Origin of the sequence: Pelolinea submarina (genome assembly GCF_003966975.1) — a bacterium.
Classification (GTDB): Bacteria; Chloroflexota; Anaerolineae; order Anaerolineales; family Anaerolineaceae; genus Pelolinea; species Pelolinea submarina.
Genome location: NZ_AP018437.1, coordinates 2,078,613 through 2,105,063 on the forward strand (window position 1 = coordinate 2,078,613; position 26,451 = coordinate 2,105,063).

Here is a 26,451-nt window from a genome sequence, read left to right on the forward strand (position 1 = left end):
ATGCAAGTATTTTCACTTATAGAGAAAATATTTGTATAATTAATACGCTGATAATAGTGGGAATACTATTATTCGTTGGTGCATTCATTATATTAATCAAGATCGAAATATCAGTTTTCTATGGGAATGATGATGATAAGACTACTTAAGCAGCTTGGTATTAAAGGATTCTACGATAAAGGCTTGATTGCACGTATCCTGGTTATTTTGTGCCTCACCTATATCGCGTTTGGGATTTTCTTCCTGACAGTCCGGTTGGTGATGACCCTCAGCCCGGCTTTTCCGCCGGCGCATTGGACCGACGTGCTGATCGAATCCATGATCCTGGTGGTAGGCGTAGCCACCTTCTTCATGATCCGCGCCGACAATATGAAAGGAGCCAGCCGGTTGATCATGTCCGGAATGTTCATTGCTGTAGCCCTTCAGGCGTATTTCATTGCCGATCCAGCCGGTGACGTGGGCAGCGCCATGGGCATCCAACTCTTTGCCATCACAGCCGTACTGCTGCTGGACAGCCGCGACCGTTGGGTGGCATTAATTCTGGCTGTAGTTGTCCTGGTTGGATTGAATATCCTTTCGGCTTCCGGCAGACTTACCCCCGCCATCACGCTGACCCCATCCGGAAAGATCATGTTTTCCCTGTTCATTTGGTTCTCCGTCAGCCTGATAATTTCTTTGATGATCATCGCCACCATGGGCGCCATGCGGCGCGAACCGCAATTCCTGGAGAAAGTCCTCAATGGATCATCAGATGTCAATGGCAATGATCTGTCTTACATCAGCACGCACGACGGACTGACCGGTCTGTACAACCGCCTGTTTTTTGAAACGGAATTCAACCGTCTGGAAAAAAGCCGTTTATATCCCATCAGTATCATCGTCGCCAAGATCCTTGACCTGGAAGCCACCCAGGCTTTACACGGTATACAGGTAGCGGATGAACAGGTCATGAACCTCTCCAGCCTATTTACCAACGTCTTTCGTCAGGAGGACATCGTTTCTCGTTACGGTCAGGACGAGTTCGCGGTGCTGCTGCCCAGTGCCGATACCGGAATTATGGACATCGTCATGGGCCGGCTGGGTGACCGTCTGGATGACTTTAACAGCACGCACAAGAACCTGCCGCTCAATATTTCCTTCGGCACATCCACCGCCCAGCGTGGTGAGTCCCTGAAAACTCATCTTAAATCAGCATTCAAAATCATGCGCGAGGAAAGCCTTTCCGGCAGAAAAACAAATATTTCCGCTACGGTCTCAAACAGTGTATAGCGTATAAGAATCAGTAAATTATGCTGTTCATAACCTATTCCCTCCCAGTTCAATCACTGGGGGGAATATTAATTGCTGGTGAAAACTTGTGATATTTTTACTTTTTTATAAAATACTTACACTCGATTCGAGTTTACCTGAATATTATTAGGTACAATGGTTTTGGATGATTAACATAGGTGAATAATGATTGAACGCAAAGGTATCATTCAGTTTATAAATCGAGATGTATCCATTGTCGGTTTGGATTTGGAACCGGGCATTGACGCGCAGGATTTCCGCGTAATCAACCAGGATTGGCAGGAAGTCCAGGCGCTGCACGAAACAAAAGGCAAATTGCGCATCATCGCTTCCGTGCCCTCGCTGGACACTTCCGTGTGCGATCGAGAGACGCGCCGCTTCAACCAGGAAGCTGCTAATTTATCCAAGGATATTGCCATCCTGGTGATAAGCACTGATCTGCCTTTCGCACAGGCGCGCTGGTGCGGTGCGGCCGGGGTTGATAAGGTTCTAGTGCTGTCTGATCATAAATATACTGAGTTTGGCATGAAGTATTCCTGTTTGCTTAGTGAACCGCGTATTTTGCGGCGGGCGGTGTTTATCGTTGATCAGGAGAATATCCTGCAGTATGCCGATTACATGCCCGTGTTGAGTCAAGAGCCGAATTATGATGAAATACTGCGGACAGCGAAAAAGCTATTGGAAAAATAGAAAGAATTAGAGAGAACCATGGATGAGTTTGAGAAAAGAGAACAGTCTAGAGGAACCATTAAAGTCACAGCGCAAATTGTCAACCTGAAATTGCGTTATACACCGCATGCATGGCATCCGGCCACCGACTTATTCGAAACAGCCGATGAATACCTCATAAAAGTTGAAATTGCCGGTTTGAATGAGGAGGATATCACGGTATGCATTGAAGGGAATTCTGTTTTGGTTAGCGGTGAACGTCCATTGGTCAATCCGGATGGCGCTTTCCATCGCCTAGAAATTCCCTACGGCGAATTCAACACGATGGTGGATGTCCCCAATGACATCGATCACAAAAACATCCAGGCAATTTATAAAAACGGTTTTTTGGAGATCAGGCTGCCCAAAATCCTACCGGTAAACATCAAAGTCAAATAAATAATTGAGGAAAAGCGAATTTATGCCTGCTGAAAAATGGAATATCGATATCAGTGAAATTGTCGAGTGGATGATTAATGGAGAACAGGAATTCAACGAAATGTTAATGAATTTCGACTTGGAAGATAATCCCGATGGTGCATCGGATAACCAATTTGAAAATAAGAACGGAGAACAGTCGGGCGATGCGGATTTTCCTTCTCAATTGCCCATCCTGCCCCTGCGCGGTCTGGTTGTTTATCCGCAGACGGCTGTACCGCTCACTATTGGGCAATCGCGTTCCATCAAGCTGGTAGACGATGCGCTGTCCGGCAACCGTTGGGTAGGCTTGATCACTTCCCGTGACGCGGAAAAAGAAAATCCCGATCCGGAGGATTTGTACGAATATGGCACGGCTGCCATCATCCATCGTCTCTTTCGCGCTCCAGACGGCACCATTCGCCTGCTGGTACAAGGTACCGGCCGATTTAAAGTAAAGAAATTTATTGAAGGGAAACCTTACATTCAGGCGGAAGTCGAAGCTGCTCCCGAGAAGATAGAAAAGGGATTGAAAATTGAAGCGCTTTCACGTAACGTGCGCGATCAGTTTGTCGCTATCGCTGAAATGATCCCTTCCATCCCGCGCGAATTGGTGGCTACTATCAACAGCTTGCAGGATCCCTTGCAAACAGCTTATAACATTGCCAACCTGCAGCGCATGGATCTATCGCAAGCGCAATTGATTTTGGAGATGGACTCCACCGCCGATAAACTTCGTTTTTTAGTCGGAATTCTGACTAAAGAAGGAGAAGTTCTCGACCTCGGACAAAAAATCCAGAATGAAGCGCGGGAAGAAATCGACAAGGTCCAACGCGAGTATTTCCTGCGCGAACAGCTGAAAGCTATACGCAAAGAGCTGGGTGATGAGGACGCGCAATCTGCCGAGGTGGAAGAATTCCGCCAAAAGATCAAGGAAGCCAAAATGCCTCCGGAAGCCGACAAACAAGCCCAGTTGGAATTGGAGCGTTTGGAAAGATTACCGGCTGCCGCAGCGGAATACGGTGTCATCCGGACCTATCTGGATTGGCTGGTCTCCCTGCCGTGGTCGACTGCCACCGAAGAGATGTTGGATATCGCCAACGCGCGAAAGATTCTGGATCATGACCATTATGGGTTGGATGACGTCAAATCCCGCATTGTCGAATATCTGGCAGTGCGTAAACTGAAATCTGAACGCAAGGATTTATTTGAAAAGAACCAATCCAAAGATGACATCCGCAAGGAGCGGGAAGGCGTCATCCTGTGCTTTGTAGGTCCGCCCGGAGTAGGAAAAACTTCGCTTGGACAATCCATTGCCAAGGCATTAAATCGCAAATTCGTCCGCACCTCCCTGGGCGGTATTCGCGACGAAGCCGAGATTCGCGGCCACCGGCGCACGTATATCGGCGCCATGCCCGGCCGTATCATCCAATCGCTGCGACGTGTGGAGTCACGCAACCCGGTTTTCATGCTGGACGAGATCGATAAATTAACCTTCGACTATCACGGCGACCCGGCGTCTGCACTGTTGGAAGTACTGGACCCGGAACAGAATTCTGAATTCCGTGATAACTACCTTGAAGTGGCTTTTGACCTGTCGCAGGTTATGTTCATTACGACCGCCAATCAGCTGGATACCATCCCCGCGCCTTTACTTGACCGTATGGAAGTCATTGAAATATCCGGATATACCGAGAGAGAAAAAGTGGAAATAGCCAAGGGCTACCTGATTCCGCGCCAACTGCGTGAAAATGGTTTAATGGAAAAGGAACTCAAGTTCAAAGACGATGCCATTTTGGAGATAATTCGTTCTTTCACACGCGAATCCGGCGTACGCAACCTGGAACGGGAAATTGGATCAGTCTGTCGAAAAGTGGTTACAATTCGGGAGAAGGATCATAAACGCATTCGCAGCATTTCCAAGTCATACGTGAATGAAATGCTGGGGAAACCCAGATTTAAACCGAGTGAAGAGGTACTGAAACGCACCTCTGTTCCAGGTGTGGCCACCGGCCTGGCCTGGACGCCCGTTGGCGGTGAAATCCTGTTCATTGAAGCCACCAGCATGCCCGGGAGCGATAAATTTATCATTACCGGCTCCCTTGGGGATGTTATGAAGGAATCGGCCACGGCGGCTTTCTCTTTCCTGCGTTCACATCTAAGTGAGTTTGGGATCGACCCCAAAGTTGTTGAGCATCGCGATATTCATATCCATGTGCCCGCGGGTGCGCAGCCAAAAGACGGGCCTTCTGCCGGCATCACCATCACGGTAGCCCTGGCTTCGCTTTTCCTGGGTAAAGCGCTGGACGCAAAAATCGGCATGACCGGCGAGATCACCTTGCGCGGTCAGGTTCTTCCGGTCGGCGGAATTAAGGAGAAAATGCTGGCGGCTCACCGTGCCGGCCTGAAAAAGATATTCCTGCCCAAAGATAATGAGATAGACCTGGATGAACTTCCCGAAGAAGTGAAAAAGGATGTGGAATTCATCCCTGTGGATACGGCTGAAGAAGTTATCAACCAGACATTGCTATCGAAAAAATAGCCGCGGTCCAGACATAGTAATCGATCAAAAAGCATCCATAGCGTTATAGATGCTTTTTTTTTGGTTAAGCAGTTTTGATTTCACACGTTACTAGAATAATCGATTTCTCTATGGCTGTAAGCCCGCCAAATAATCCTGAACAGACCAACCCACCTTTCCTGCATCCAGCAGGGATTGAATTTTCCACCAGATCAGGCTGTCTTGAATCACCGGCCCATCAACAATTGTAAAATTCTCCCCTTCATTCGCTAAAAATATGACATCCGCGTCGGTACCGGGTGTTGCACGCATGCGTAAACCATCCTCGCCGGTGTCATGCACCTGCACTGTCATTCCCTGCGATACTACACCGGGCAGCAGTTGGACAGCTTCAGTAGGAATTACGCTTTCCTGCTGTACCTGCTCCAGGTTGCTCAGGTCTGCCGGGGTAATGACTATTCGCGCCTTTATCCCGGAAACATTGGAAAAATACGGGAAAACAATCACCTGCAGGAAGTATGTCAGCAGGCATAGAAATAAAGCCAGCAGTAATGCAAACAGGATTACTTTTTTTGTGAAAATTTCTTTTATTTTTTCCATTCTATCTCAACCAAATTATAGCGGAGGAACACTCGAATGTTATAATTTTTTCTATATGGACGACTTAACATCTTCATTCCCAATTATAAATAATCGCTACCAAATTCACAGCACAATTGCTTCTGGCGGTATGGCAGTGATTTACCTGGCGCAGGACCTGCTCCTCGAGCGCAGCGTGGCGATGAAAATTCTGCGACGCGATTTTTCGGATAATCAGGAATTTCAAAATCGGTTCCGAGCCGAGGCACGCGCCAGCGCACGCCTTTCGCACCCCAATATCGTGACGACATACGACTTTGGTTATGATGCAGACAGGCTTTATATTGTTTTTGAGCTGGTACAGGGAAAGGATTTGAAGAGTATTTTGGCCGAACAAGCACCCTTGCCTATGGCTCAAGCATTGGATTACTTGCGCCAGGCCGGCAGAGGGCTCGGATATGCGCACGAGAATGGCATTGTGCACTGTGATGTGAAAACACAGAATATGCTCGTTTCCGACTTGGGTATTTTGAAGATCACCGATTTTGGCATTGCGCGCGCCATGGACAGCATCTCTCGTGACGAACGTTCCGATGTGGTGTGGGGATCGCCCTACTATCTGTCACCGGAACAAGCCCGTGGTTTACCGCCCTCACCCGCAACGGACGTTTATTCTTTGGGTGTGATTGCCTATGAAATGTTTGCCGGAAAACTGCCATTTGACGCAGAGGATTCCATCGAATTGGCGCGAAAACACCGCGAGGATTCACCCATTCCGCCTAAAGAACTAAACCCGGAAATTTCAGAAGATTTGAACGCTTTTATCCTGAAAGCTTTATCCAAAAAACCTGAAGAACGTTTTTCTGACGGAAATATTTTTGTGAAAGCGCTAAATTCAATTGGCATCACCAGGAATCGGCCGGCGGAATCGATAAAAGAGCGCTTGCATGAAGGAAAAGCTGTTAACAAGAATCAAAAAGCCGCGGCGGCCTTGCCTGTCAAGCAGAAACCCAAAGTAAGCAGGAAATATGATTGGCGAACGATTTTGTTAAGTTTCCTCGCGTTGATAGTTGCCGGTGGTTTGATTCCATTCTGGATTTATGTGTTATTCTCTTTAAATAAATAAGGTAATTAACGGAATTTACAAAGATGAAAAAAATGATCTCAGCTTCAATACTCAACGCAGACTTTTCCTGCCTTGAATCACAAATCCAGGCCGCGGAAAAAGCCGGCGTGGATTGGATTCACCTGGACATCATGGACGGTCATTTCGTACCTAATATTTCTTTCGGCCCGCAAATCGCAGCCATGGTGCGCAAGATGACCAGCCTGCCAATCGATACGCACCTGATGATTAGTAATCCGGATCAATTCATTGCGGCTTTTTCTGACGCGGGCGCGGATTACATCAGCGTGCATGTCGAAAATAACCCGCATATTCACCGTACAATCCAAAATATTCTCAAAAATGGCAAGCATGCCGGTATCGTGCTCAATCCAGGCACGCCTGTGCAGGCGATTTATCCGGTTTTGCACATGGTTAGCTACGTATTGATTATGTCGGTCAATCCCGGTTTCGGCGGCCAATCTTTCCTGCCGGAGTCCCTGGATAAAATTTCCGAGCTTTCGGCCAAGATCAAAGCCGAAAAGCGGGATGTTTTGATTGAAGTTGACGGCGGCATCAATGCTGAAACCTTGCCGTTGGCAGCCAAGGCTGGAGCGGAAATTTTTGTAGTCGGCTCTTATATATTCACGAATCCGCAGGGTATCCCCCACGCGATGCAAACGTTGAAAGCATAATAACCAAAAAAAGGCTGCGGTATGACCGCAGCCTTTGCTTTCTCAAAATAGCTAAATCAGGTTAATTAGTTTTGGAAAGGCTTTTGATACATTTGGCACATAAAACTTTTCGCACCATTACACCATTTTCATATACGGAGACTTTTTGCAGGTTTGGTTTGAACTTGCGGTTGGTCGCGCGCATTGAAAAACTGCGATTATGCCCGAAAGTGGTTGTTTTTCCACAATTTTCACACTTTGCCATTGGTCTATCCTTTCAATCAAAATCTCTACCTTGTAAATTACAAAAAAGTAGTTTACCATACTCCGTAACGAATAACAAGTTGAATGGTTAATATAAAAAGGGTCCAAAACAGATGAGCGAAACGAAAAAAAACATGGGTAACATTTCTATTTCTTATAATGCTATCGCAACCATTGCCTTTCAATCCGCCCTCGAATCATATGGCGTGGTAGGTTTGGCGACAGAAAACATCGCTCGCGGTATTTCACAAATATTCAGCAAGGCGCCTACATCCGGAGTCAATATTCAATATGATGGGGATATTGTCAATATTGATTTATATGTCATCATTGAATACGGTACCCGCATTGCTTCCGTCACGAAAAGCGTGGCGAATAATGTAAAATTCAACGTCGAAAAAATGGTTGGCATTCCCGTAAACGAAGTGAATGTCCATGTGCGCGGTCTACGAGTCAGCGACACCGATTGAAATTATTCTTGTACTTGAGGTATCTAATTAATGTCAGAAGTCCAAACGAACCCACAAACCGTGGAACAGGCTAATATTGAACCGATTTATTCCATCGATGGGCAATCATTAAAACGCGCATTTTATGCTGCTTTGGTATGGCTGCGTAATCATCAACAAATCATTAATTCATTGAACGTTTTTCCCGTACCCGATGGGGATACCGGAACCAATATGTTCCTCACCATGCAGTCTGCATACAGTGAAATTTCTGAATCCGAAGAGACCAATGTCGGCAAAATTGCCCACATGATTTCACAGGGTGCCTTAATGGGCGCCCGCGGTAATTCCGGTGTAATCCTTTCACAGCTGCTGCGCGGTTTTGCGCGTTCGATGGACGACCAATCGGTTATGGATGCCGACTTGCTCACTCAAGCTATTGGTGAAAGCCGCAACACGGCTTACAAAGGTGTTGTTCGGCCGGTTGAAGGCACAATTCTGACGGTTGCCAAGGATATGGCTCGCGCGGCTGAAGAAAGCCGCCAGGAAACCAACGATATCATCGCGATCATGGCCAAAACATTGGCCGCGGCGGAAGAATCGCTTAAGAACACCCCCAACCTGCTGCCGATTTTGAAGCAAGCAGGCGTGGTTGATTCCGGTGGGAAGGGTTTGGTAATCATACTGGAAGGTATGTACCGCTATGCCACTCACCAGTCCGTTGACATTGGCGAAGTGACTGCCGAACGGTCTGCCATCGACCTGGATGCCATGCAATTGAAGCAAATGCATGAAGAAATTGAACCCGGCCAGGATTTTGAAATCGTGGTGGACTTCCGCCCGAATGGCGAACTGAACCTGGACTCTTTCTATGACGATCTTTCCAAGATTGGCACATCCATTCAGGTTGGCGAAGGCGACAACATGTACCGCATGCACATTCACGTAGCCACTGAAAAGAAATATGATCCCATCGAACTGGTTGGGAAATATGGCGCGGTGCAAAAGGTCTACATTGAAAACCTGCTGGAGCAAATGAAGCAGGAAAAGAAAGATGAAGACTTCTCCAACGAAGTGGAAGAAGGCCAAATTGCGGTCATCGCAATATCGCCCGGCAACGGCATCTCACTGATTTTCAAAAGTCTGGGTGTAGCGCGGATTGTCAGTGGCGGCCAGACCATGAACCCCAGCACGCAGGATATTTTGGACGCTTTCAAAGACCTGCCGACCGACAAGATCATTATCCTGCCGAATAATAAAAATATCATCATGGCTGCGGAAGCTACGCGCAAGCTGACGGATAAAAAAGTTGAAGTCATTCCCACGCGCAACATTCCCCAGGGACTGTCCGCTTGCCTGCGCTTGAATCCTGAAGGTGATTTTGATGAAATTGTCGCGGAAATGAAAGAATCGCTGGACGAAGTTGAATCCGGAGAGATCACGACAGCCACGCGTTCCATCGAATTGAACGGCGTTAACGTCAAAGAAGGCGAAGTGATTGCCCTGTTGAACGGCGACCTGGTATCCTCCTCCAAATCCATTGTAAAAGCCTGTTCACAGTTATTGAAGAAAGCCAAAGCGGAAGACCGTGAACATGTCACCATCTTTTACGGCAGCAACACTACCATGGAGCAAGTTAAAGAAGTCACCGATTTTATTGAAAAGACTTATCCCGATCACGAAGTGGAAGTACACGAAGGCGGCCAACCGCACTATCAATTTATTCTTTCAATCGAATAAGCAGCAAGCGACCAAACTCGTCGTCCCCGTGGTTATGCACGGTGTAAAATAATTTAAATGTCTGGTCTGATTAACACATTAACTAATATCTTCTCTTTGGAACAAAAGAGAGGGTATTCCAATACGGCAGTTGTGGGTGGACTGGCGAATTTCATCGGATTCCTGCAATCCAACGCAAACACCGAAAATATCTCTGCCGAAGACATCAACAGCCTGATTTCCCTGTTTAACCGCTATGCAGTTTTATCTTTGGAAGACAGAATAACGGCCGTCAGCACCGTTATAAAATGGATGCGTGACGATCCAGGGGTTAATCGATTGCACCTGACGATGCCCTCCAGCCTGGAAAATGCGGCGCCCAAACCGGAATCTCACGGTCAGGATAAAGCACTCTCCGGCTTGCTGCAATCCATTCGCGGTATTGGTGAAAAAAACTCGCTGTTCTTCAACAAATTGGGGATCTTCAGCATCTATGATCTACTGCGTTTCTTTCCGCGGCGATATCAGGATTTCAGCCAGTTAAAAACCATCAATCGTCTGGAGTACGGCGACGAATTATCGGTTATTGGCACCCTGAAGAATGACCTGTATACACGCAACGCCAAACGCGGGAATCTAAAAATCATCGAAGGTGTGCTGAGCGACAGCACCGGTTCCATCAAGATTACCTGGTTCAACCAGCCTTACCTGGCCAACCAGATCGGCAAGGGTTCGGCCATTGTTGTATCCGGAAAAGTGGATATGTACCTGGGCCGTTTGGTGATGAACAGTCCAGATTGGGAGCCTTTGGATAGCGACCAGCTGCATACCAACCGTATCGTACCTATTTACCCGCTGACTGCCGGTTTATCGCAGCGCCAGATCCGAAAAATTATCTACCAAAACCTACCTTTCTGGTCTACCCGGGTAAAGGAATATTTACCTGAGGAAGTTCTGGAATGCGAGAAATACCCTCCCATTGCTAATGCACTCAGCCACATTCATTTTCCCGATAATACCGAACAATTGGATCAAACCCGGGCAAGGCTCGCGTTTGAGGAAATCTTTTTTCTGCAATTAGGCGTGCTGGCTCAAAAAACGGATTGGAGCAGCCAAACCGCAAGACGCTATGCTTTATCAGCACAAGAAATCAACAAAAGTGAAGAGCGCCTGCCTTATCAACTAACTAACGACCAAAAAGCCGCAATTAAAGAAATTCTGGCAGATTTAAACTCAGGCCATCCAATGAACCGCCTGCTTCAAGGGGATGTGGGCTCCGGAAAGACAGTCGTGGCGAAATTCGCCATTCAGACAATTATTGAAAATGGCGCCCAGGCTGCCGTGATGACGCCTACTTCCATTCTGGCGGAACAACATTTCCGCACGCTGACGCAGCTGCTTACCCAGGATGAAGTTGCCAAAGAGGATGAAATCGCGCTGTTAATTGGGTCAACACCGCAAAAAGAGCGCCCGGAAATCCTGGAGAAATTAGCCGACGGCCGTATCAAAGTATTGGTCGGTACGCACGCGTTATTGGAAGATCCGGTTACTTTCAATGACCTGCAATTGGCTGTGATTGACGAACAGCACCGCTTTGGCGTGGAACAGCGCATAAAACTGCACGAGAAAGGCGAGAATCCTCACCTGTTGGTAATGACGGCCACTCCCATACCGCGTTCATTGGCGCTGACCGTTTACGGCGACCTGGATGTGACCACCATCAGTGAAATGCCTGCCGGAAGGCAGCCCGTGGAAACACGCCTGCTTCATCCCAACCAGCGCAAGGAAGCCTACACGCTCATTCGTGATCAGGTAGCCGCAGGTTTTCAGGCATTTATTATCTATCCTTTAGTGGAATCCGAAGAAGAGACCGATGAGGATTACCGTGCGGCGGTGAATGAAAAAGAACGTTTGGCCAAAGAAGTATTTCCTGATTTGAAAATCGGTTTGATGCACGGAAAACTGAAACCGGCCGAGAAAGAAAAAGTCATGCTGGATTTCCGAAAAAAGAAATACCAGATATTGGTTTCAACCACCGTAATTGAGGTTGGCGTGGATATTCCCAGCGCAACGGTGGTATTAATTGAAGGCGCAAATCACTTCGGGTTGGCGCAGCTGCACCAAATTCGCGGGCGCGTTGGCCGCAATATGGATCAGTCATACTGCCTATTGATACCGGAAAACGAGACCGCGCTCGAGAACGAACGCCTGGCTGTGATGGTTAAAACTAATGACGGGTTCAAGTTGGCCGAGTTTGACCTGGACCAACGCGGGCCGGGAGAATTCCTTGGAACCCGGCAATCCGGTTATGCCGGGTTGCGCTTTTCCAGCATAACGGATACGCAATTGATCGAAAAATGCCGCAAGTATGCAAAAGCTATTTTCGAAGAAGACCCCGGCCTTTCACAACCGGAACACCAATTATTATTGGAGCAGTTGAAATACTGCTGGCCTGGTATACAATTTAACTTAAATAACTAAAAGGAAAATTAAATAATGGTTAGAGCTGTATTTCCCGGGACATTTGATCCCATTCACTACGGTCACATAGATATTGCCACACGCGCGACCAAGATTTTCGATGAATTGGTCGTAGCAGTATATGACCGGCCCTTGAAGAATTTGTTGTTCTCTCCTGAAGAAAGAATTGCGCTTACAAAAGATAGCTTCAAGGATAATAAACAGATCAAAGTCATGGGATACAACAACCTTACTGTTGAATTTTGTCAGGGAATAGACGCTCACGTGATTGTGCGCGGTTTACGCGTGTTCTCGGATTTCGAATACGAGTTTCGCATGGCGCTGGCCAACCATCGATTGGCAAAGGATATCGAGGTAGTCGCACTGATCACAAGCGAGGAACACACCTTCCTGTCCTCCACTACTGTTAGAGAAATCGCGTTTCTTCACGGCGATGTCTCCACCATGGTACCCAAACATGTGCAGGAAGCTCTTGAACGCCGCATGCAAGAAGTAGGAGAAGTCAATTACACTTCACTAAAAGATTAGCATTTTCGCATGTAAAATATAAACAGTAGGAAATATTATGGATATTTTGCATTTGGTTGACCGCTTAGAAGAATTATTCAACGAGAGCAGCCCCATGCCTTTAACACACAAAGTCATGGTGGATGAAGAACGCATGTTGGATCTGATCGACCAGATGCGTTTAGCTGTCCCGGATGAGATTAAGAAAGCTCAGCAGATAATCAACCAGCGAGACCGTATCATTGCGCAGGCGCACGAAGAAGCCAACCGCACCATTGAGCTTTCTAAAGAACAAAGTCAAAAACTGGTTGACCGCGATGAAATTGTGGAGCGGGCCACCCAACGCGCTGAAGAAGTCAAACGTCAAGCTCAGGAAGAGACCATGCAAATCAAGAAAGAAGCCGATTTTTATGCCATCGACTCGCTGGAGCATCTGGAAATCGAGCTTAGCAAAATCCTGTCTCAGGTTCGCAATGGTATTCAGACGCTAAAATACGATAACCAGAATGCAGCCGATGAGGGTTCGAACCCTCATCACGTTAAGGATGCAACGCAATCCTGATTACTTCATCCATCGTATTGACTTTAATAATTTTGATTTCGTCCCGCACCTTTTTGGGAATCTCCACCAGGTCTTTTTCGTTCTTTTTAGGAATAATCATCTTCTTTAGTCCAGCGCGGTGCGCCGCGTAGATTTTTTCCCTCAATCCGCCAACCTGCAGTACGCGGCCGCGCAGGGTCAATTCCCCGGTCATGCCCACGTCCATGCGAACTTTGCGCTTGGTTAGGGCCGAAATTAACGCCAAGCAGATTGTGATTCCCGCGCTGGGGCCGTCCTTTTGAATGGCACCTTCGGGGATGTGCAGGTGAATGTCCCATTTCTCAAAATCTTCCGGGTCCAGGTCAAAGTATTCTGCGCGCGATTTCACATATGAAAGCGCGGCTTGGGCAGATTCCTGCATGACTTCGCCGATCTTTCCAGTAATTTGCAGGTTGCCCTTGCCTTCAATGACCAGCACTTCCACCGGCATAATCTCGCCGCCGTTTTCAGTCCAGGCAACCGCTGTGCAGACACCGATTTCATCCTTCACGTCGGCTTCAAAGGCAAAGAATTGCTGCGGGCCGGAATACTTTTCAATCTCGGAAGCTTCAATTTGTTCAGGCACCATCTTGCCCTGAGATTTATTTTTCGCGATTTTGCGCAAAATCTTGGCAATTTCTCTTTCCAGGTTGCGAACACCGGCTTCATAGGTATAGTCACGAATGACATGGATCAAAGCATCATCGGTAAATTCTATCGATTGATCTTTCAGTCCGTTTTCCAATAGCTGTCTTGGTATCAGGAATTCCTTGGATATTTTGATTTTCTCTTCTTCAAGATATCCCGGAAATTCAATAATTTCCATACGATCCAGCAGCGCCGGAGGGATATTGTCGGTGTTATTTGCCGTGGTTATGAACATCACTTTCGAGAGGTCGTACGGAATTTCCATGTAATGATCGGAAAATGAGTTGTTCTGCTCCTGATCGAGTACCTCAAATAACGCTGCCGAGGGATCACCGCGGTAATCGTCGCCCATTTTGTCGATTTCGTCCAACATGAAAACCGGGTTGATGCTGCCGGAGCGCTTCATAGTCTGAATGATGCGTCCGGGCAGCGCGCCAATATAGGTGCGCCGGTGCCCCCTTATTTCGGCTTCATCCCGGATGCCTCCCAAAGAAATACGCACAAAGCTGCGTCCCAACGCTTCCGCCATGGATTTTCCCAATGACGTCTTTCCCGTTCCGGGAGGTCCAAGAAAACATAGCACGGGCTGCCTGGAGTCTTCGCCGGCCAAATTCTTGACAGCGATATATTCCAACAGCCTTTCTTTTTGTTTTTCAAGGCCAAAGTGATTTTTATTTAGTATTTTAGTAGCATGGCGGACGTTCAGGTTGTCTTCTGTTTCGTTCATCCAGGGCAGCGATAACAGCCAATCCAGGTAGTTCCGTAAGATGCCGGTTTCCGGCGACATGGCCGGACTGAGGGAGAGCTTTTTCAACTCATTCTCAACTACTTCCCGAACGTAATCCGGAAGTTTAGCCTCTTCAATTTTTCGGTTGTATTCCTGGATTTCCTGGTCCCAAATGTCCCCTTCACCTAATTCCATTTGGATTGCCTTCACTTGTTCGCGCAGGTAGAATTCCCGCTGACTGCGGTCCACTTCACTTTGAACACGCGTTTGAATTTCATCCTCGATGTGCAGCACATCCAGCTCATCGGCCAAAAGATGATTCACATAAATCAAGCGATCATAGACGTTGACTTTTTGGATGATTTCTTTGCGCTGTTCATTCACCGGCGAAATCGCGGTGGCAATCATATCCGCCAACCAACCCGGATCGGTGATATTTATTGAAAAGAAATGGGCTTCATCGGGAATAGATCGATCGTACTGAACCACCTGCTCAAATAGAGAGCGCGTGGTTTTCACCAACCCTTTCAAAGCGTTATCCATCTCATAATTAGAGTCGTTAATCAATCTGGCTTTTACCAGATAATAGGGTTCTTCCTGGAGAATATCTACAATATGAATGCGGTTGCGCCCCTGCATCAACGCGGAATAATTCTTATCGGGTAATTCCAGGATCGTGCCGACGGCTACTTCCAAACCCAATTCATCAAAAGCTTCCAAACCCTGACGTTCTTCACCTTCTTCCAAATCGGCCGGCAATAAGGTAATGATGGTTTCATTCTCTTTTTGAGCAGCCATTATGGCATCCAGATTGCTGCCTTTGGAAAGAAATATCGGCGTAACCATATGCGGCAGGACAACAACATTTTCGAGCACGATTGCCGGACGGATGAAATATCCGTTCTGATCGGTGCGCGCGTTTTCGATTTGGTAAAGTTCGTCCGTCCGCTGGTACATTGATGCGTTGAAATCATCGGGCGCGAACATATCTGCTGCTGTTTTTCTCATTTCTTCCTCAATAATTGGTTTTCCCAAACATTTTTCACCGCTCCGGCTATAAAAATACTTCCGGCAGCCAGAATAACTGTTTGATCATCGGCAAGGCGAAGCGCGGTAGCCAGCGCGTCTTCCACACTGTCCGTGATGTGATATTTAATATTCATTTTTTCTGCTTTCACAGCAATGACTTCCCCTTCCAAAGCCCGTGGATGCTGCGCTTTGGTGATGATCAATACATCGAGCGATGATTGAATTCTTCCCAACATTAATTCTACTTCTTTATCTTCTGATGCACCAAAAATCAGGAGCTTTTTTTTGTCCGGAAGATAAGCATCTATAGTATTTTTGAACTTTCGGAATGAATCGCGGTTATGTGCTCCGTCCACAATGATTAAAGGATTGCGGCTGATGATTTCCATCCGCCCCGGCCAATCTATATTCCGATAACCGTCCCTTATTTGGTCTTCCGTTATCGGAAATCCTTTATCTTTGAGTACTTCCAGGGCAACATAGGCTGTACGGGCATTTTCCAGTTGGTGTCTGCCAATTAATAGCATAAAGAATTCCGGGCTTGAATGTTGCGCGATAAAGGTATTTTCTTTGCGTGAGACAAAATGGAAATATTGGCCGTCGAGAGAGTGAGCCCCTTGAACGATGTTGTACAACCGATCACTTTGCAGTACCTGAGCGCCTTTTTCGCTGGCCGCGGTTAAAATTGCGTCTTTGGCGGTCTTTTTCTGAGGTGAAATAACTACCGGTATCCCGGGCTTTACTATTCCGGCTTTTTCACCGGCTATTTTGGATAAGGTGGATCCCAATACCTTCATATGATCGTGCGAAATTGAAGTGATTATGGAGAGCAACGGTTGAACCACGTTGGTGGCGTCCAATCGCCCGCCCATGCCAACTTCTATCACTGCAAAATCCACTTTTTGACGGCTGAAATAGAGAAATGCCATACCGGTGATAATTTCAAATGAGGTAAGTTCCTTCACCTGAGCAACAAAAGGTTTGATCTCGTCCACCAGATCGACCAATTCTTGATTGGTAATTAACTGCCTGCCGATGCGGATGCGCTCATTGAACTCCAGCATATGCGGTGAGGAATAGAATCCTGTCTTAATGCCCGCGCTGGTTAAAATGCTTGTCAGCATGGCGCTGGTGGATCCTTTTCCCTTTGTACCTGCAACATGAATTACTTTATAATCGAGCTGTGGGTTTCCCAGAAGCTGCATAAAGGTAACCATGCGGGATAAATTGAACTTTTCCGCTGAATAGCGTAGATTTCTGGTGAGGCTGTAATCAATAAAAGAGTAAATATAATCTAAAGCTAGTTGGTACTGTTCATCAATATTTTGCATGCAAAACTCGTCGTAAAAGTATTGTAGAATTTTACTCTACTGGCACCGGATTTAACCACGGATGATATGTGTTTTGGAATGTCGTTTTATTCTACCGGGCTGCTCTTCCCTGAAGGAGAAACGCAGTCAGGTTAAACCGCTGATCAACCGCCTGCAGCGCGAATTTAATCTATCCGCTTCCGAGATAGATTTGCAGGATATTCATGACCAGGCCGTTATTGGCTGTGCCCTAATAAGCCCTGATCGCGTTTTTATGGAAAAAGTTATGCAGCGGGTGGTAATTTTTATAGAAGCATATTGGAAAAACATGCAATTGGTGGACTACAAAATCGAATTTTATTAAAAAGGAGACAAAATGGATCTGGGATTAAATAACAATGTTGCAGTGGTCGCGGGCTCCAGCAAAGGATTGGGCTTGGCGACAGCCAAAGTACTATTGGCGGAAGGCGCGAAAGTCGTCATTTCCAGCCGGGACGCCGCGAATTTACACAAAGCTGCGGAGAACTTGGGCAACCCGGATAATCTCTTGACTATACCGGCTGACGTTACTAAAAAAGAAGATTGCGATGGTCTCATTCAAGAAACAGTCGCCGCTTTCAACAAACTGGATATATTAATCACCAACTGCGGCGGTCCCGCTCCGGGTAATTTCGAAGGATTATCAGACGCGCAATGGGATGAGGCTATTGATAAGTCTTTCAAAAGCAATTTGTATTTGATCCGTGCGGCGCTGCCCCACCTGAAGAAATCCGAGACTCCCAGCATTCTTACAGTGACTTCTTTCACTACCAAACAACCCCTGCCCAACATGATCCTATCCAACTCAATCCGCTCTGCGACCATTGGATTAACCAAGAGCCTTTCATTTGAATTGGGGCAGTATAATATCCGGGTTAACTCGATCCTGCCCGGATGGACGCTCACAGACCGGGTAGATGCGTTGCTTGCGAACCGTGCAGAGATTCATCATAGTTCTTACGAAGCGGAAAAAGCATCCATTTCAGCCGATATCCCATTGAACCGCATGGGAGATCCGATGGAATTTGGCCGGGCCGCTGCTTTTCTGGTTTCCCCGGCAGCATCTTTCGTCAATGGCGTTATGTTGAACGTTGATGGTGGAATTTATAAAGGAATTTACTAAAACAGGTGTTTATTGACCGATAAAGAACTCATCCAGGCTTTTCTTGACCGATATTTATTAACAATTTCCAAACCCGGCAGATATACGGGCGGGGAATTCAACCAAATTACTAAAAACTGGGAGCAAACCGAGCTGCATTTCGCGTTTGCATTTCCGGATGTTTATGATATCGGCTTGCCCAACCTGGGAATGTCCATTTTATATGACCAGGTCAACCGGCGCGATGATGCTCTAGCGGAACGGGTGTACGCGCCCTGGGAGGACATGGAAGTGCTCATGCGCAGTCATTCCATTCCGCTATTTTCGCTGGAAAGTAAACAACCATTAAAGAAATTTGACGTTGTCGGCTTTACTCTCCCTTACGAAACACTCTACACCAATTTGTTAAATATGCTGGATTTGAGCGGTATCCCGCTACGTTCCGGCGAACGTTCGAATGATGATCCGCTCATTTTAGCCGGTGGCCATGCCTGCTTCAACCCTGAACCGATGCACGCCTTTATTGACGCGTTTGTCATCGGCGAGGGGGAGGAAATCATCCATGAGATAGCAGAAGTCGTTAAAGCACATAAACAGGCCGCAGCACCGCGCCTGGACCTGCTGAAGGCATTGGATGACCTTCCTGGAATCTACGTACCCTCTTTTTATGCGGTTAGCTATGCCGAGGATGGTTTAATCAAAGAAATTCACCATATCCACAAACCGGAAAAGACCTTCGTTCAAAAAAGAATTGTTAAAAAGCTGCCTAAACCGGTCACTAATTTTTTGGTACCCAACGTAAAAGCAGTCAATGAACGCGCGGTAATTGAGATCATGCGTGGATGTTCACGCGGCTGCCGCTTCTGCCAGGCCGGCATGATTACCCGCCCGGTGCGTGAACGCCCGGCTTCCGAGATTTTGGAAGCGCTGGAACAATCCATCGAAAGTACCGGGTATGAGGAAGTATCGCTATTATCCCTAAGTTCTTCGGACCATTCACAAATTGCCGAACTCATTCCGCAGGTCATGCGTATGAGCGAATCCAGAAATGTCACCTTTTCCCTGCCTTCTCTGCGGGTGGAATCCTTTGGGCCGGAATTGATCGCCAGCATGGCAGGCAAGCGCAAAGGTAATTTCACCATTGCTCCGGAAGCCGGTAGTGATGTGATGCGCACGCGCATCAACAAAAGCATCGATGGCGAAGATATCCTGGCCACAGCCACGCAGATCTTCAAAATGGGCTGGACCAACCTCAAACTGTATTTCATGATTGGTTTTCCTGATGAAACCCTGGAAGATATTGAGGGAATTGTAGACCTCACCCGCCAGATTCGCAGTATTGGGAAAAGATTGGTAGGCGGCCGGGTAAAGATTCATATATCGGTGAATACGCTCATCCCGAAAGCCCACACGGCCTTCCAATGGCTTGGTTTTTCGGAAAAAGAGTCCATTCTGGAAAAGTATCGCCTGATACAGTCCGGGTTGAAAAACACCGGCATTAAGCTGGATTGGCCGGATTACGATAATTCGATGCTGGAAGTTTGGCTTTCACGCGGCGATCGGCGTCTTTCGGATGTGATTGAGGCAGCCTGGCGCGGCGGTGCTCGTTTTGATGCCTGGCACGAATACTATGACGTAGATATCTGGCAAAATGCCTTCGGAAGCAACAATATCGATCCGACTTTTTACAGTACGCGTTCGCGTTGTACGGATGAAATTCTGCCCTGGGATCACATCCACACAGGTGTTTCCAAGAAATACCTGCTCAGCGAGCTGGAAAAGAGCCGCGCGCTTGAGACAACTGCCGATTGCCGGCAAATCTGCCACGGCTGCGGCATTCAGGCAAATTATACCATCTCATGCGAAAATATCAGGACGGAGAGCCTCTAAATGCGCATTCGAATCACGTACCGGAAAACCGGCGCTTTACTTTATACCAGCACTTTGGATGTACAAACCATTTGGGAGCGCTCAGTGCGACGCGCGGGCTTGATTCTTCAATATTCGCAAGGCTTTCATCCCCAGCCTCGCATTCAAATTGCCAATCCGCTGCCGCTTGGATTCGTGGGCGCGCAGGAATTAATCGATATCTGGTTGGATGATGAGAGAAAACCGGAGGAAATCAAGGATTTACTGAACAAATCCGTGCCCGAAGGTATTTATATTACTGAAGTGAATACGATAGAAGAAAATGGGCCCTCGCTACCCAAACAGATTGACGCGTCCACTTACTCCGTCGAATTGTTGAATTCAGATGATTCTATTGAGAAGATACAAGCTTCTACTGAGATAATGCTGTTAAAAGACAGCCTTCCCCGTGTGCGCAACCGTAAATCCTATGATTTGCGCCCCCTGATTCAGGAAATGTCGGTACAAACCAATCCGGATGGCAAGATTGTCATCTTTTTGAAAATGCCTTCCAATTCAAGCCAAACCGGCCGGCCCGAGGAAGTGATGGCGGAATTAGGCATTCCTCTTGAGAATTTCCGCATTACGCGCACCAGTTTGGTCTTTTTGGAAAAATATGCCTGATGGTTATTCGTGAATGCAGTAATCCGGATTGTGCTTTCCGCTATCCTGACCAGGAATCTGATCAGGATAAGGCATATTGTCCCAAATGCGGTTCTTGGGCGATGGTTTCTGAGATAATTGAACTTTCAGCAGGGAAAAATATCCTGAAAACGCCTCAAACGCGTAATTTGAACCTGGTTGCTGTTCTGGATAATATCCGCAGTATTCATAATGTGGGGGCAATTTTTCGTACGGCCGATGGTTTTGGGGTTTCTGAGGTGCACCTTTGCGGCATCACACCTACCCCACAGCACCTGCGATTTTCAAAAACAAGCCTGGGAGCTGAAGAAGTAATTCCCTGGCAGTATCATCTCAACGCCGTAAAAACGTGTTCTGAATTAAAACAAAAAGGCTACCGCCTGATTGGGCTCGAAAACCCGCAAAACGCCGATAATCTATACGCAGTAAGTGAAGATATTGTCAAAGAACCGCTGGCATTGGTGTTGGGAAATGAAATCACCGGTATTGATCCCCAGATTTTAAATATTTGCGATATTGTCCTGGCCATACCCATGCAGGGCACAAAAAACTCCTTCAACGTAGCCACCTCATTTGGTATCGCGGTTTCCTACTTTTATGCGCTTTCTCTCAAATAATCACAAATTTTGTCGACTAATTCTTCCGTATCAAAATTTTCCTGGACCGCCACAAAATGGTTGGGTTTCCAGCGTTTACAGGCGGTTTCCAGCAAATCCGGCCGAATAACTATCAGTGCATGCTTATAGTCGCCTGAATCTAGCAGCCCCAAACCTGCCGTCCACCCACGATTTTGTTCCATTTCAAGAAAACCTAGTTCGTCGATTATTAAAACATCCGAATGCGCGGCTTTTATCAAACATTCATTCCCCCACTCAACCGCGCCCATGTTAAAACGCCATTCTCTTTCCGGTACTTCAGGATCCCACCCGGGGTCAAATACCGCCATCGGTTTTTCCTCGCCTGTGGCAATATCCCTAACCAGTATTCCGACCTTATGTCCTTCCTGATATAAACCCGGAGAAACCAACCCGTTTACCTGAATTGAATCCTGCTGCAATTTCTCAACCAGGCGAAGGCATAATTTCGTCTTTCCGGCGTTTTTTTGCCCGCTGATGATGGTTAAATCACTTTTTTGAGCTGCCATTACGGCTATTCTCCATAAGCACAATCTTTTGTCCGTTTATCTGATTGATCTCCAAAGCAGTTTCAAAACAATCCGATAGTGTTTTCGAAGTAATTACACGGTCGCTTGCTCCGCTAATGATGTTTTCTCCTTTTTTCATCAATACCGAATAATCGCTGAAATTTAACGCGTCCGCGGGGTCATGGGTAGAGTAAATAATCATCTTACCCATTTCTTTTAACTGAAGGATTAAATCCTGCATTTGTCCCCTGCTTTTAATATCCAGATGGGAGGAGGGTTCATCCAATAAAATGATCTTGGGATCTTGCACCAGCAGCCGGGCAATCCGCACGCGCTGCAGTTCGCCCCCACTGATATTAGATAAACGCCGGGCGGCTAACTCTTCAATTTGCAGGAATTGCATGGCTTGCTGGACTTTTTCCATATCGGTTTCGTTGGGAGTGCTGAAAATACCAATCTGGTTGTTGCGCCCCAACAAGATGAATTCCGCCACATAATAATCAAAAGGAATATTCTCGCGCTGCGGTAGATAACCTACCTGGCCATTGATCTCTTCAATGCTGCGTTTTCCCTCTGAGCCCATAATATATATCTTGCCAGACGTCGGTTGGAAATAGCCCAACAATAGCATCATTAACGTCGTCTTCCCGGCTCCATTTAATCCCAGCAAGGTTGTGACGGATTGCAATGGAATCTGCATGGATAAGTCATGGATTATGGGTTTCCTGATAGTAGATGTATACGAAAAGGATACCTGATCCAAAACCAGTTGTTCAATAATGGGACTCATACCAGTTTTCTCCGGCGAACCAACAACAGGATAAACAGCATTGACCCCAAAAACGCTGTCAGAATACCCAAGGGAATTTCTCCCGGCAGCAGCGCGCGGGCCAGGTCATCACACAGTAACGTAAAAAATGCGCCCAACAGCATGCTGAAAGGCAGGGTGTGTTCGTTATTGGCACCGGAAATCACGCGTGCCAGGTTGGGGATGATCAAACCGACCCAAACGACAATCCCGGATATGGAAATGATGGCCGAGGTAACCAGGACTGCCGCAAAAAGCACAATGTTTAACTCGGCTTGATTTTTCATACCCAATGAAAAGGCTACTTCCTTATCCAGCGCATGAATGTTCAACCGCCAGCGGTATGCCCACAAAAAGATCAGTACCGGCAGGCTGATCAATGCTGTTTGCAGGAATTCTTTCCAGCCCACGTTGCTCAGGCTGCCTAACAGCCAAAACACAATGGTAGGAAGCTGGTCAATTGGATCTGCCATATATTTTAAGACGCCCAAACCGGCAGAAAACAACGCTGACACGGCAATCCCGGATAGTACTAATGAAATAATGCGTTCGTTTTTGATCTTACGGGAAATCAGCAGCACGGCCGCCAGCGCCAATCCGCCCATGATAAATGCCAGGCTTTGAGTCGCGACAATGGAGCTATTGAACAGCAGGATTCCCAACGCGGCGCCAAAACCGGCTGCCTGGCTGACGCCTAACACCCCCGGATCGGCCAATGGATTGCGAAAAACCGTCTGCATCACCAACCCGGAAGCTGCTAATCCGAATCCCATCAAACAGGCAGTCAGTACACGGGGAATACGGATATATAGAATCAGGTTCACCAGCAACGAATTGCTGGTGAATTCTGATAACGATAACGGTACCTGGTACCTCCCGATAAAAATGGAAACGATGATCAGGAGTACCAGGGCTGCGCCTAGCCAGCCTAATTCTTTTTTTGGCATAGACCTAATAATATTTCTCTATTTTGGGCAGGATATTTTCTTCGACCTGCTGTTGATCCAATCCATAAAAGAATTGGTAGAAATCGTTCACTTCCTGCAGCATGCGATCCTGTCCAATCGCATTCGGGTTAAGCTGGTAGACCAGCCAGGAGTATCCCAAAATCCAGCGCGAATCCGGCTGATCCCAACTGATGTAATCGTAAGGGAAAGCCAATACACGCTCGTTGGCAACCGCTTTCAAGCTGGCGAAAGGTTGGCTGGCTTTCAGGTCGCTGATGATATTTTCGGCGTTGCCCTGGTAGTTGATGACAATAATCGTATCCGGGTCCCAGACATTTACCTGTTCCAGATTGACCTCATTCCAACCACCGGCCTGGGCAGCGTCAGCCCACATTACCTGTCCACCCGCATCCGCAACCATAAAGGTTTGCAGATAGGAAACCGAAGGCACCTCATAGGCATATTGGTTGTCCGAATCCGAAACCTGCATCAGGACAACATTCTTCCCTTGCGTATCCGCGCTGACGTATCCTTTGAATTCGGCGTAAAGCTCTTCATATTTGGCAACCAGTTCTTCGGCACGGTCACTCTCCCCCAGCACAGTGCCCAGAATACGCACATCGCGGTAGGTTTGTTCCACATCCTCAAAATCGACGTATATGACCGGGATGCCGATGGTTTCCAGTTGGTCGCCAACGCTTTCTTTCATGGAGCTTTTCAGGATGACCAAATCCGGTTCCAGCGGTGCGATTTGTTCCGCAGTCGCGCCCTTCTCCAACGAGAATTTACTTTCTACGTTTTCGTCCAGTAATTCAAGAAAATTCTGTGAGCCCTGTCCGCCGGCTTCAACGGCCAGGATTTTATCCGGACTGCTCTCAAACATGTACAGGAAATCTAAAATCATTGGGCGTAATTTCCCGGCAACAACAATTTTGGATGGATACTCTGTGAAACTGACTTCCCGCCCGAGCGCATCCACTACGCTGAAACCAGCCTCGGTAGGCACACTTTCATCCGAGGAAGTTTCCGCGACCTCGGGTTGTGAAGGAGGTTTTTGGTCAGCTTGCTGCGTTGCACAAGCGCTGAAAAGCAGGACAACTAATAAAAGGCTGAGTAATGTTTTAGTATTTTTCATTGTAGAGTTCCTTTGTTTATAATGTGGTTTTGGCACCAATCCAGCCATTCCAAATAACCATTGATTTGAGTAACCCTGAAGTTAACCACGATCTGTTTGAAATCTGCGGGCTGGCCGGCGAGCTTCTCTTCCGTACTGTGAAATTCTTTCAACCATTCACGGCAAGCGTTTTGCTGAAGGGTAATTAAACGGTTCGCATTTTCTTCACCGCGCTTCAATGCGAAGTACATTTTCAACAGGAAAATGATCCGAAATTCACGCCCTTTATTCACCGGTGCATCCAGCCATTGGTTGAACACTTCCCGGCCTTGCTTTGTAATGTGGTATTGAGTACGCTGCGGGCGGTTGCCTTCCTGTGTAATTGTCGAGATAACCCATTGATTGTTTTCCAATTTATGCAGCATTGCATAAAGCTTGCCCATCTTAACTCGCCAGACTATCCCAATTCCGGATAAATCGGATATTTCCTTGTGAAGGTCATACCCATGTTTATCCTCATCGTAGATAAAACCTAATAGAGCAATTTCAATTTCATCCATTTTATTCACCTTATGAATAATTATATATTGAGATTTTGTAAATAATTCACCCTCATATAGTCAAAACCTAATTTGCTTGATAAGATTAGGAGAAATTTCTTCTTTAATAAGGTGTTACTATGCCCATCTATGAATATCGCTGCAAACAATGTGGAACGGTCTTTGACGCTATACGACCCATGAGTGCCGCGGATGATGCTATTTCCTGCGAAAATTGCAGCAGCCAGGACACAACTCGCATGCTTTCCAAGTGTTTTTCACATAATCAGGAAGGTTCCCTTGCGGGACAATCCCATTCCTGCGGAAGCTGCTCGGGCGGGTCTTGTTCCTGCTGCGGGCATTGAACCCATTTAGTAAAGGAGAATCTCATGGATATGAAAGATAAGAACGTCCTGATATCGGGCGGATCAAGTGGTATTGGTTTTTCCATCGCAAAAGAGTTTGTCAAGGCAGGCGCAAATGTTTCCCTGTTAGCGCGCCGGGAAACTCTGCTAAAAACTGCCGTGGAAGAATTGGAAAAGATAAAAATTTCCGGCAATCAGCGCATCAGCTATTTCTCCGCGGATGTGAGTAATTTTGATAATCTCCAGAAAACCCTCAAAGAAAAAGCCACGCAATTTGATTTTCTAATTAATTGTGCCGGTATCGCTTACCCTGGTGAATTTACCAATATGAAACCGGAAATATTTGCGGATGTCATGCAAATTAATTACCTGGGTACGGTATATCTGACCAAGCTGGTCGTTCCGGGCATGGTGGAACGCAGGTCCGGTTATGTTGTAAATATTTCCTCCCTGGCAGCATTAATTGGAATCTACGGCTACACAGCCTACGCGCCTTCAAAATACGCCGTACGCGGCTTTTCGCGCTGCCTGCGCTCTGAATTGAAAGCTTACGGTATAGATGTATCAGTTGTGTTCCCATCCGATACGGACACACCTCAATTGGCTTTCGAGCACAGCATTATCCCCGATATCACACGCAAAATTAACGAGAACGGCGGTGTGATGAATCCGGATAAAGTCGCCCAGATCATCATGCGCGGTATTCGACGACGAAAATTCACCATCGTGCCCGGGTTGGAAGGCAATGTGTTATATGCACTAAGCTCCATCCTCGGCCGATATTTCTACTTGTTAGCCGTGCGAGAGCACCGAAAGGTGCTAAAAAATTAATCAA

Annotated in this window: 27 protein-coding genes; 18 read left to right on the plus strand and 9 right to left on the minus strand. The window is 47.0% G+C overall.

Features of this window, described 5'->3' with window-relative positions:
* Positions 1–132 precede the first annotated feature (132 nt).
* From Pelsub_RS09220 to lon (Pelsub_RS09235), 4 genes are all read left to right on the plus strand, one after another.
* Positions 133–1,269, plus strand: coding sequence for a GGDEF domain-containing protein (locus tag Pelsub_RS09220; RefSeq protein ID WP_158675057.1), 1,137 nt, complete (start codon positions 133–135; stop codon positions 1,267–1,269).
* 186 nt (positions 1,270–1,455) lie between these two features.
* A complete protein-coding gene (gene tpx / locus Pelsub_RS09225) occupies positions 1,456–1,980 on the plus strand; it encodes a thiol peroxidase (protein ID WP_116224021.1) in 525 nt (174 codons plus the stop codon).
* 18 nt (positions 1,981–1,998) lie between these two features.
* Positions 1,999–2,397, plus strand: coding sequence for an Hsp20/alpha crystallin family protein (locus tag Pelsub_RS09230; protein ID WP_116224020.1), 399 nt, complete (start codon positions 1,999–2,001; stop codon positions 2,395–2,397).
* 22 nt (positions 2,398–2,419) lie between these two features.
* On the plus strand, positions 2,420–4,957 hold the full coding sequence (gene lon / locus Pelsub_RS09235) for an endopeptidase La (protein WP_232528586.1): 2,538 nt from the start codon (positions 2,420–2,422) through the stop codon (positions 4,955–4,957).
* A 108-nt stretch (positions 4,958–5,065) separates the two neighbouring features.
* Here lon (Pelsub_RS09235) and Pelsub_RS09240 read toward each other — a convergent pair whose 3' ends face one another.
* Entirely contained in the window at positions 5,066–5,536 is a 471-nt protein-coding gene (locus Pelsub_RS09240; protein WP_116224999.1) for an SH3 domain-containing protein, read from the minus strand.
* A gap of 55 nt (positions 5,537–5,591) precedes the next feature.
* Between Pelsub_RS09240 and Pelsub_RS09245 the strand changes: the two genes are divergently transcribed.
* Positions 5,592–6,641, plus strand: a complete 1,050-nt coding sequence (locus Pelsub_RS09245) for a protein kinase domain-containing protein (protein WP_267896265.1) — start codon at positions 5,592–5,594, stop codon at positions 6,639–6,641.
* A 23-nt stretch (positions 6,642–6,664) separates the two neighbouring features.
* On the plus strand, positions 6,665–7,315 hold the full coding sequence (rpe, locus tag Pelsub_RS09250; protein ID WP_116224018.1) for a ribulose-phosphate 3-epimerase: 651 nt from the start codon (positions 6,665–6,667) through the stop codon (positions 7,313–7,315).
* 61 nt (positions 7,316–7,376) lie between these two features.
* Here rpe and rpmB read toward each other — a convergent pair whose 3' ends face one another.
* Positions 7,377–7,559 carry a 50S ribosomal protein L28 gene (gene rpmB, locus Pelsub_RS09255; RefSeq protein WP_116224017.1) on the minus strand — a complete coding sequence of 61 codons (183 nt, stop codon included), beginning with the start codon at positions 7,557–7,559 and terminating at the stop codon, positions 7,377–7,379.
* Positions 7,560–7,692: 133 nt separating this feature from the next.
* Here rpmB and Pelsub_RS09260 point away from each other — a divergent pair, with 133 nt between their 5' ends.
* From Pelsub_RS09260 to Pelsub_RS09280, 5 genes are read left to right on the plus strand one after another with little or no spacing between them, the layout of a single operon-like run.
* Positions 7,693–8,028, plus strand: a complete 336-nt coding sequence (locus Pelsub_RS09260; protein WP_158675059.1) for an Asp23/Gls24 family envelope stress response protein — start codon at positions 7,693–7,695, stop codon at positions 8,026–8,028.
* 30 nt (positions 8,029–8,058) lie between these two features.
* Positions 8,059–9,747 (plus strand): DAK2 domain-containing protein, encoded by a 1,689-nt coding sequence (locus tag Pelsub_RS09265; protein ID WP_116224015.1) that lies wholly within the window; start codon positions 8,059–8,061, stop codon positions 9,745–9,747.
* 57 nt (positions 9,748–9,804) lie between these two features.
* Positions 9,805–12,207, plus strand: a complete 2,403-nt coding sequence (gene recG / locus Pelsub_RS09270; RefSeq protein ID WP_116224014.1) for an ATP-dependent DNA helicase RecG — start codon at positions 9,805–9,807, stop codon at positions 12,205–12,207.
* Between the two features lie 15 nt (positions 12,208–12,222).
* Positions 12,223–12,735, plus strand: a complete 513-nt coding sequence (coaD, locus tag Pelsub_RS09275) for a pantetheine-phosphate adenylyltransferase (RefSeq protein WP_116224013.1) — start codon at positions 12,223–12,225, stop codon at positions 12,733–12,735.
* A 37-nt stretch (positions 12,736–12,772) separates the two neighbouring features.
* Positions 12,773–13,276 (plus strand): hypothetical protein, encoded by a 504-nt coding sequence (locus Pelsub_RS09280; protein ID WP_116224012.1) that lies wholly within the window; start codon positions 12,773–12,775, stop codon positions 13,274–13,276.
* Here Pelsub_RS09280 and lon (Pelsub_RS09285) read toward each other — a convergent pair.
* Complete coding sequence (gene lon, locus Pelsub_RS09285) at positions 13,254–15,677, minus strand: endopeptidase La (protein WP_116224011.1); 2,424 nt, start codon at positions 15,675–15,677, stop codon at positions 13,254–13,256. The genes Pelsub_RS09280 and lon (Pelsub_RS09285) overlap by 23 nt on opposite strands.
* A complete protein-coding gene (locus Pelsub_RS09290; RefSeq protein WP_116224010.1) occupies positions 15,674–17,029 on the minus strand; it encodes a bifunctional folylpolyglutamate synthase/dihydrofolate synthase in 1,356 nt (451 codons plus the stop codon). Before Pelsub_RS09290 ends, lon (Pelsub_RS09285) begins: the two co-directional genes overlap by 4 nt.
* 73 nt (positions 17,030–17,102) lie before the next feature.
* Between Pelsub_RS09290 and Pelsub_RS09295 the strand changes: the two genes are divergently transcribed.
* From Pelsub_RS09295 to Pelsub_RS09315, 5 genes are read left to right on the plus strand one after another with little or no spacing between them, the layout of a single operon-like run.
* Entirely contained in the window at positions 17,103–17,372 is a 270-nt protein-coding gene (locus tag Pelsub_RS09295; RefSeq protein WP_158675060.1) for a DUF503 domain-containing protein, read from the plus strand.
* Between the two features lie 12 nt (positions 17,373–17,384).
* Positions 17,385–18,170: an SDR family oxidoreductase gene (locus tag Pelsub_RS09300; RefSeq protein WP_116224008.1), complete on the plus strand. Its 786-nt coding sequence runs from the start codon at positions 17,385–17,387 to the stop codon at positions 18,168–18,170.
* Positions 18,171–18,182: 12 nt separating this feature from the next.
* The gene (locus Pelsub_RS09305) at positions 18,183–20,039 is read left to right on the plus strand and encodes a TIGR03960 family B12-binding radical SAM protein (protein ID WP_116224007.1); all 1,857 of its coding nucleotides are present in this window, start codon (positions 18,183–18,185) and stop codon (positions 20,037–20,039) included.
* Positions 20,040–20,681, plus strand: a complete 642-nt coding sequence (locus tag Pelsub_RS09310; RefSeq protein ID WP_116224006.1) for a TIGR03936 family radical SAM-associated protein — start codon at positions 20,040–20,042, stop codon at positions 20,679–20,681. It begins immediately after the preceding gene.
* The gene (locus Pelsub_RS09315; protein WP_116224005.1) at positions 20,681–21,316 is read left to right on the plus strand and encodes an RNA methyltransferase; all 636 of its coding nucleotides are present in this window, start codon (positions 20,681–20,683) and stop codon (positions 21,314–21,316) included. The genes Pelsub_RS09310 and Pelsub_RS09315 overlap by 1 nt, the downstream gene beginning before the upstream one ends.
* On the opposite strand, the gene Pelsub_RS09320 is transcribed toward Pelsub_RS09315, so the two are convergent.
* The 5 genes from Pelsub_RS09320 to Pelsub_RS09340 are packed head-to-tail and all read right to left on the minus strand — an operon-like array spanning position 21,295 to position 25,272.
* Positions 21,295–21,843 carry a nucleoside-triphosphatase gene (locus Pelsub_RS09320; protein WP_116224004.1) on the minus strand — a complete coding sequence of 183 codons (549 nt, stop codon included), beginning with the start codon at positions 21,841–21,843 and terminating at the stop codon, positions 21,295–21,297. The two genes, Pelsub_RS09315 and Pelsub_RS09320, sit on opposite strands and share 22 nt — an antisense overlap.
* Positions 21,824–22,633 carry an ABC transporter ATP-binding protein gene (locus tag Pelsub_RS09325; RefSeq protein ID WP_116224003.1) on the minus strand — a complete coding sequence of 270 codons (810 nt, stop codon included), beginning with the start codon at positions 22,631–22,633 and terminating at the stop codon, positions 21,824–21,826. Before Pelsub_RS09325 ends, Pelsub_RS09320 begins: the two co-directional genes overlap by 20 nt.
* Positions 22,630–23,598 carry a FecCD family ABC transporter permease gene (locus tag Pelsub_RS09330; RefSeq protein ID WP_116224002.1) on the minus strand — a complete coding sequence of 323 codons (969 nt, stop codon included), beginning with the start codon at positions 23,596–23,598 and terminating at the stop codon, positions 22,630–22,632. The genes Pelsub_RS09325 and Pelsub_RS09330 overlap by 4 nt, the downstream gene beginning before the upstream one ends.
* A 4-nt stretch (positions 23,599–23,602) precedes the next feature.
* Positions 23,603–24,733, minus strand: a complete 1,131-nt coding sequence (locus Pelsub_RS09335; RefSeq protein WP_158675061.1) for an ABC transporter substrate-binding protein — start codon at positions 24,731–24,733, stop codon at positions 23,603–23,605.
* The gene (locus tag Pelsub_RS09340) at positions 24,730–25,272 is read right to left on the minus strand and encodes a PadR family transcriptional regulator (protein ID WP_116224000.1); all 543 of its coding nucleotides are present in this window, start codon (positions 25,270–25,272) and stop codon (positions 24,730–24,732) included. The genes Pelsub_RS09335 and Pelsub_RS09340 overlap by 4 nt, the downstream gene beginning before the upstream one ends.
* Positions 25,273–25,391: 119 nt before the next feature.
* Between Pelsub_RS09340 and Pelsub_RS16005 the strand changes: the two genes are divergently transcribed.
* Both Pelsub_RS16005 and Pelsub_RS09350 read left to right on the plus strand, forming a co-directional pair.
* Positions 25,392–25,616, plus strand: a complete 225-nt coding sequence (locus tag Pelsub_RS16005) for an FmdB family zinc ribbon protein (protein WP_116223999.1) — start codon at positions 25,392–25,394, stop codon at positions 25,614–25,616.
* Between the two features lie 24 nt (positions 25,617–25,640).
* Entirely contained in the window at positions 25,641–26,447 is an 807-nt protein-coding gene (locus Pelsub_RS09350) for an SDR family oxidoreductase (RefSeq protein ID WP_116223998.1), read from the plus strand.
* The last annotated feature ends 4 nt before the right edge of the window (positions 26,448–26,451 follow it).

What these genes read in the sequence shown, in the direction of transcription:
- Pelsub_RS09350 (WP_116223998.1), top strand. Translation starts at nt 25,641, where the DNA reads ATGGATATGAAAGATAAGAACGTCCTGATATCGGGCGGATCAAGTGGT.
- Pelsub_RS09330 (WP_116224002.1), bottom strand. Translation starts at nt 23,598, where the DNA reads ATGCCAAAAAAAGAATTAGGCTGGCTAGGCGCAGCCCTGGTACTCCTG.
- Pelsub_RS09315 (WP_116224005.1), top strand. Translation starts at nt 20,681, where the DNA reads ATGGTTATTCGTGAATGCAGTAATCCGGATTGTGCTTTCCGCTATCCT.
- Pelsub_RS09240 (WP_116224999.1), bottom strand. Translation starts at nt 5,536, where the DNA reads ATGGAAAAAATAAAAGAAATTTTCACAAAAAAAGTAATCCTGTTTGCA.
- Pelsub_RS09230 (WP_116224020.1), top strand. Translation starts at nt 1,999, where the DNA reads ATGGATGAGTTTGAGAAAAGAGAACAGTCTAGAGGAACCATTAAAGTC.
- coaD (WP_116224013.1), top strand. Translation starts at nt 12,223, where the DNA reads ATGGTTAGAGCTGTATTTCCCGGGACATTTGATCCCATTCACTACGGT.
- rpe (WP_116224018.1), top strand. Translation starts at nt 6,665, where the DNA reads ATGAAAAAAATGATCTCAGCTTCAATACTCAACGCAGACTTTTCCTGC.
- tpx (WP_116224021.1), top strand. Translation starts at nt 1,456, where the DNA reads ATGATTGAACGCAAAGGTATCATTCAGTTTATAAATCGAGATGTATCC.
- Pelsub_RS09300 (WP_116224008.1), top strand. Translation starts at nt 17,385, where the DNA reads ATGGATCTGGGATTAAATAACAATGTTGCAGTGGTCGCGGGCTCCAGC.
- Pelsub_RS09220 (WP_158675057.1), top strand. Translation starts at nt 133, where the DNA reads ATGATAAGACTACTTAAGCAGCTTGGTATTAAAGGATTCTACGATAAA.
- Pelsub_RS09340 (WP_116224000.1), bottom strand. Translation starts at nt 25,272, where the DNA reads ATGGATGAAATTGAAATTGCTCTATTAGGTTTTATCTACGATGAGGAT.
- Pelsub_RS09335 (WP_158675061.1), bottom strand. Translation starts at nt 24,733, where the DNA reads ATGAAAAATACTAAAACATTACTCAGCCTTTTATTAGTTGTCCTGCTT.
- Pelsub_RS09310 (WP_116224006.1), top strand. Translation starts at nt 20,040, where the DNA reads ATGCGCATTCGAATCACGTACCGGAAAACCGGCGCTTTACTTTATACC.
- lon (WP_232528586.1), top strand. Translation starts at nt 2,420, where the DNA reads ATGCCTGCTGAAAAATGGAATATCGATATCAGTGAAATTGTCGAGTGG.
- Pelsub_RS09260 (WP_158675059.1), top strand. Translation starts at nt 7,693, where the DNA reads ATGGGTAACATTTCTATTTCTTATAATGCTATCGCAACCATTGCCTTT.
- lon (WP_116224011.1), bottom strand. Translation starts at nt 15,677, where the DNA reads ATGAGAAAAACAGCAGCAGATATGTTCGCGCCCGATGATTTCAACGCA.
- Pelsub_RS09325 (WP_116224003.1), bottom strand. Translation starts at nt 22,633, where the DNA reads ATGAGTCCCATTATTGAACAACTGGTTTTGGATCAGGTATCCTTTTCG.
- Pelsub_RS09290 (WP_116224010.1), bottom strand. Translation starts at nt 17,029, where the DNA reads ATGCAAAATATTGATGAACAGTACCAACTAGCTTTAGATTATATTTAC.
- recG (WP_116224014.1), top strand. Translation starts at nt 9,805, where the DNA reads ATGTCTGGTCTGATTAACACATTAACTAATATCTTCTCTTTGGAACAA.
- Pelsub_RS09265 (WP_116224015.1), top strand. Translation starts at nt 8,059, where the DNA reads ATGTCAGAAGTCCAAACGAACCCACAAACCGTGGAACAGGCTAATATT.
- Pelsub_RS16005 (WP_116223999.1), top strand. Translation starts at nt 25,392, where the DNA reads ATGCCCATCTATGAATATCGCTGCAAACAATGTGGAACGGTCTTTGAC.
- Pelsub_RS09280 (WP_116224012.1), top strand. Translation starts at nt 12,773, where the DNA reads ATGGATATTTTGCATTTGGTTGACCGCTTAGAAGAATTATTCAACGAG.
- Pelsub_RS09320 (WP_116224004.1), bottom strand. Translation starts at nt 21,843, where the DNA reads ATGGCAGCTCAAAAAAGTGATTTAACCATCATCAGCGGGCAAAAAAAC.
- rpmB (WP_116224017.1), bottom strand. Translation starts at nt 7,559, where the DNA reads ATGGCAAAGTGTGAAAATTGTGGAAAAACAACCACTTTCGGGCATAAT.
- Pelsub_RS09245 (WP_267896265.1), top strand. Translation starts at nt 5,592, where the DNA reads ATGGACGACTTAACATCTTCATTCCCAATTATAAATAATCGCTACCAA.